The organism is Streptomyces phytophilus (assembly GCF_013870535.1).
Classification (GTDB): domain Bacteria; phylum Actinomycetota; class Actinomycetes; order Streptomycetales; family Streptomycetaceae; genus Streptomyces; species Streptomyces phytophilus.
Map to the genome: position 1 here is coordinate 1 of NZ_JACBXC010000961.1, position 2368 is coordinate 2368.

At 73.6% G+C, this 2368-nt stretch carries 4 protein-coding genes; 1 reads left to right on the plus strand and 3 read right to left on the minus strand.

Annotation, left to right across the window (positions count from 1 at the left end; genetic code table 11):
- The coding region (locus H5J30_RS27740) for a hypothetical protein (protein WP_181790045.1) at positions 1-251 on the minus strand (251 nt) is incomplete at its 3' end.
- A 158-nt stretch (positions 252-409) separates the two neighbouring features.
- Positions 410-1315 carry an NAD(P)-dependent oxidoreductase gene (locus tag H5J30_RS27745; protein WP_181790046.1) on the minus strand — a complete coding sequence of 302 codons (906 nt, stop codon included), beginning with the start codon at positions 1313-1315 and terminating at the stop codon, positions 410-412.
- Positions 1316-1376: 61 nt separating this feature from the next.
- On the opposite strand from H5J30_RS27745, the gene H5J30_RS27750 reads away from it, so the two are divergent.
- The gene (locus H5J30_RS27750; RefSeq protein WP_181790047.1) at positions 1377-1727 is read left to right on the plus strand and encodes a winged helix-turn-helix transcriptional regulator; all 351 of its coding nucleotides are present in this window, start codon (positions 1377-1379) and stop codon (positions 1725-1727) included.
- A 182-nt stretch (positions 1728-1909) separates the two neighbouring features.
- Here the strand turns inward: H5J30_RS27750 and H5J30_RS27755 are convergent.
- On the minus strand, positions 1910-2368 hold a 459-nt coding region (locus H5J30_RS27755), incomplete at its 5' end, for a hypothetical protein (protein WP_181790048.1).

Sequence of the window (2368 nt, forward strand, 5' to 3'; positions counted from 1 at the left end):
GGCAGTGGCTGGTGGCCCGCGGGGCCCGGCTCCCGGCCCTCCGGCGGGTAGTCGCAGTCGAGGCCGGAGACCTCGTAGTCGTCGCCCTCGTTCTGCTCCTGGTCGACCACCACCGCGGCGGTGCACGCCCGGCCGTGCTCGTCGGTGAACGTCACCACCTCGCTGTAGTCGGTCGGCTGGCTGCACCCCGCGAGCACCAGCACCGCCGCTGCCGTCGCCAGCCCCGCGCCGATCCCCCACCGTCGCCTCATGGCTCCCCCTTCGTCGCTCCCGCTCTCCGCTGTGCGGGTCGACGGTGGAATGCCCGCCCCGTACGCCCCCTAACGCGCCGGGGGCGCGGAAGGCCGGAAGTTGGCCGGCCGGACGCGGCCCGGACGCCCCCCGTTGGCCCGCCCGTCGGTCCGGGACCTCAGCCCCGCTCGGGTTCCGCCGCCGCCAGCCCGCCGGCAATCAGCTCCGTGACGCGGACGAACCCGTCCGTCCCGTACCCCAGCCCGATGACCCGCTGCGCCTGCCCGGCGGCGGCCCGCATCACCGCGGCGTCGACGCCGTGGCTCTCGGAGGTGGCGATGATGTGCTTCATCGACGACGCGGACGACGTGATCGGGTTGCTCGTACCGGAGTAGTCCCCCTCGGCCACCGCCCGCGACATCTCCTCGATGGCCTCCGGCAGGATCGCGCCGATGCCCTTCGCGAAGGGCGCCAGCTCCCCCGGCGCGACCCCCTCCGCGCGGGCGACCGCCAGGGCGTGCGCGCAGCCCGCCATCGTGGTCCAGAAGATGTCGAGCAGCGCCACGTCGTACGCGGCGGCCCGGCCGTGGTCCTCGCCGAGGTGGGTGTGGGCACCGCCCAGCGCGGAGAGCACCCGCTGCTGCTCGTCGTACAGGTCCTTCGGGCCGCTGTAGATGAACACCCCGTCCGGCGTGCCGATGGTGAAGACCGGCGTCATGATCGAGCCGTCGAGGTAGCGCACCCCGTGGTCCGCCGCCCAGGCGGCGGCGTCGCGGGCCCGCGTGGGGGTGTCGGCGCTCAGGTTCGCGACCGTACGGCCCTTGAGCGCTTCGGCGACGTCCGGGCGCCGCAGCACCGCGTCGGCGGCGTCGTAGTCCACGACGCACACGACGGTCAGCTCGCTCGCGGCCACCGCCTCCGCCGCCGACGCCGCACGCAGCGCGCCCTGCCCGACCAGCTCGGTGTCCCGGCCCGGGGTCCGGTTCCAGACCGTGGTACGTACCCCCGCCGCGACGAAAGCCCCGGCCAGGGCCCGTCCCATCGGGCCCAGGCCGAGGACGGTGACGGCAAGTTCTGCGGACATGACTAACCTCCATAGGTGAAGACAGTGGAAAAAAGAGACACGTGGTGACCATGGGGGTGCCATGACGCGCAAGCTCGCTCAGAACACGAACGTCTGCGGGGTGACCGCGGCGATCGCCGTCATCGACGGCAAGTGGAAGACGTCCCTGCTCTGGCTGCTGGAGACCGGCTCCCGGCGCCCCGGCGAACTGCTCCGGCTGCTGCCCGGCCTCAGCGAGAAGGTGCTGACGCAGGCGCTGCGCGAGATGGAGGGCGACGGCCTGGTGCACCGCGAGGTGCACGAAGGGCTGCCGTTGAAGACGGTCTACTCCCTCACCGACTTCGGCCGCGACCTCTCCGTGGCGCTGACCCCGCTCTCCGACTGGGGCCACCGCCGTCTGGACAACCTCACGGGAGCCTCCCCGGCTCCCTGACCACCTCCGTGCTCCGCCTCTGCCTCCAGCCTCGCCGCCGGATAGCGGCGTGCCAAGTACCCACAAAAAGGTGGGTACCGCCGGGCGGCGGCGGGGAGGTCCCGGCGGTCTGCCGCGGGGGCGCCGGCGGTCTGCCGCGGGGGCGCCGGCCGTCCTGGCGCCCCCGCGGGACCGGGGGTGCGTCAGTCGATGCGGACCGGGCCCTGCTTGGCGCCGTTGCCCGCGAAGTTGCATATGGACGGTGCCATCACGTGCGACGGGCTGGACCAGCCGGCGCACTGGTAGCTGGAGTGGCCGTACCAGTCGTGGCCGAACTCGTGCGCCGCGAGCAGCGCGTCGTCGTTCACGCCGCCCATGTACAGGGCGATGCGCTGGCCCTGGCCCCAGTTGCAGCCGACGATGTTGCCGCCGCCACCGCAGTCGGTGATGTAGCTGTTGCGGCACTCGACCGGGGTGTCGCTGCCCGAGGTGCGGTCCAGGTTGGCCCAGGCCGCGGCGCCCTGCGCGATGGCGCCGGCGTAGGCGCTGCAGGACGAGGTGAGGTAGTACGCGCGGTCCGTCGGGACCGGCCAGGCGGCCGCTCCGACGTCGTCGCCCCGCGGGCCCTCGGCCGCCAGCGCCTCGAACTCCTCGGCGGTGAT